The 2,157-nt window shown below is 46.4% G+C and carries 2 protein-coding genes; both read left to right on the top strand.

Going from position 1 to position 2,157, the window contains the following annotated elements:
- Nucleotides 1–1,558: hypothetical protein (locus ACR2PX_RS05105; protein WP_433998285.1), on the top strand; the 1,558-nt coding region annotated here is incomplete at its 5' end.
- 19 nt (nt 1,559–1,577) lie between these two features.
- Nucleotides 1,578–2,045 carry a hypothetical protein gene (locus ACR2PX_RS05100; RefSeq protein ID WP_433998284.1) on the top strand — a complete coding sequence of 156 codons (468 nt, stop codon included), beginning with the start codon at nt 1,578–1,580 and terminating at the stop codon, nt 2,043–2,045.
- Nucleotides 2,046–2,157: the final 112 nt, after the last annotated feature.

The following is a 2,157-nucleotide window of genomic DNA, read 5'->3' as shown; positions in this document are numbered from 1 at the left end:
TGACAGTATTTTCGCCTACCTGAATACGCTGCTTCAGGAAGACACCTGGTTATTGAGAACGCTTGATCAGTATCTTGTACAGGAGGTGGCGGGCTTTCCTGAAGTACAGGCTCTTCAATGGTTCAATGAAAAACTGCTGGAACAAAGACAGATACTGTATAAGGGAATAACTACGCTGGAGCAGGCACCGAATAGTGATGATAAAGGCGTTCTACGTCACTTTCTGGTAGCTCTGTTAATGACCAGAAAGCCTTTCCTACGCTGGCCTGCAGCAGATCGCTATTTGTCAGATCAGCAACGTATCAGTCCAGAGCACATACGAGTTTTAACGCTTTATCGTTCATTACTGCGACTCAGGTTTGCAGAGGGCGCTGACCATGAAACGGGTCGTAGTTTCCTGGGTATGAAGCTTTTTGCATCAGCGGGTGAAATGCCAACGTTTCAGGAAGAAGTGGATCGTTTGCTGGCAAGGTTGGAGGACATAAAACGTCGTAAGGATGATTGGCGGATACGGAGTCAGGCGCTGGAAGAACAAGAAGAGACGACTCTGGAGCAGTATCGGCAAAAACTTGATAGCAAAGAGGACACCAAAAAAGCGTGCGAAAAGCTGGCTGAAACTCATAACCAGAAAGTGAATGCCTTTAGCCGGGAATGGAATCAGGTGCATAAGCCCAGGGAGGATGAGTGTAATAAACGGTTGGACCAATTTGAAAAGGTCAATCTTGATATCAAGCCCTGCACTGCCAGCAGCAAGCACTGCGTATCAAGAAGTGAAACGCTGGACAATCGTCGCACGAAGGTAGCGAATATAAAACGGCAGTTAGCTGAATGTAAACGCTGGTGGCAGGAAGGGGAGGCCTGGAAAGCACAGTTTCGGGCATTCTCGAAACAGGTGAAAGCTGAGACTGAGCAGTGTGATCGCAAGAGAGCAGAAATCAGGGCAGAGCTGAAGCAATATCAGGCAGAATGGCAGGTATGGAAGCAGCAGAGAGCAGGGCTCGACAGCGAGAGAGAGGCTCTGGATGAAGACTATGAAACATGTCTTCAAGAGAAAATCGATCTCAGAGCGCGAATAGTAACGATGCAGGAAGAGCTGGAGAGTATCCAGCCGGTAGCGGGACACTGTCGTGCTGATGACTGCCCGAGGTTGGGTTTTCCCCAGGCAGGGTTGGATGATTTTGCCCATACGGTGGGTGATACCTATTTGGCCATGGCGGGGCCAGGAGGTAAGCTCAAGACTGGGAAGAAAGTGGCTGATGCGGTTGCTAAACTCAAACCCATCAACCTGCCTTCATGGCGCAAAATTGAAATCGACATGGATCATATTGTGTCTGGTCACCAGAGAGGTGGGGCTAGAATCATGAAAGACTCTAATAGAAGTATTTTTCCTGAATATATGTCGCGAGATGAGATTGAGAGAACCATCCGGCAGGCATACCGGTATGGCAAACGTATTGAAACTCAAGAGAATCGGATTCATGTGCGTGGTAATGGCATTGATATATGGATTAATAAAATTACCAAGAAAATAGTAACCGCTTACCCTTCAGCTAACTGACAAGCAAGGAGTTACTGAATTGATAGTTCAACTAAGAGATGAATCGTTAACCAGATCTGATTGCAGTGGAGAAATTACAGGCATAATTTTCTTTAAACTGGGAAGTTTTCAGTTTCCTGAGCAGGATTGGGATGACTTTATTGTTACCATCATGAGCTGGTGGCTTCGTGCATTAATTGACCTGAAAACAGGTGTTTCCAAGAAGGAAGAGTTGTTGTTCATGGAGGGTGCGTTTTCAGTCACATTGGAAAAACGGAATGCTTCCATGTGCTGTCTTCGCTTCATGAAGGGGGATATCAGGGCTTTAAAAAACATTGACCTATACCCACTTTCTGACTTGGCTGACAGTTTTCTAACAGCAGCGCAACAGATTTATTTGGCTTGTCTGGATCGTCAGTGGAAAAGTGATGATGTTGATCTTTTAGAAAAGCGCATAGACCAGCTGTCAGAGCTATACCCTGACCTTGGAACTGAATGCCAGGGTTAGTGGGGTTGTCTATAGAGCGCTTAATGCCGTGACAAGAAAAGTGCCTCGCGGGCAATATTGAATGACTGCCAGAGTCGATTAAGTCAACTTTCACAACAGAGCTCAGAACTGA

The organism is Endozoicomonas sp. (assembly GCF_051008435.1).
In the GTDB taxonomy this organism is placed as follows: domain Bacteria; phylum Pseudomonadota; class Gammaproteobacteria; order Pseudomonadales; family Endozoicomonadaceae; genus Endozoicomonas_A.
The sequence above is the reverse complement of the archived record's forward strand: the minus strand, read 5'-3'. Positions and strand labels throughout refer to the sequence as shown.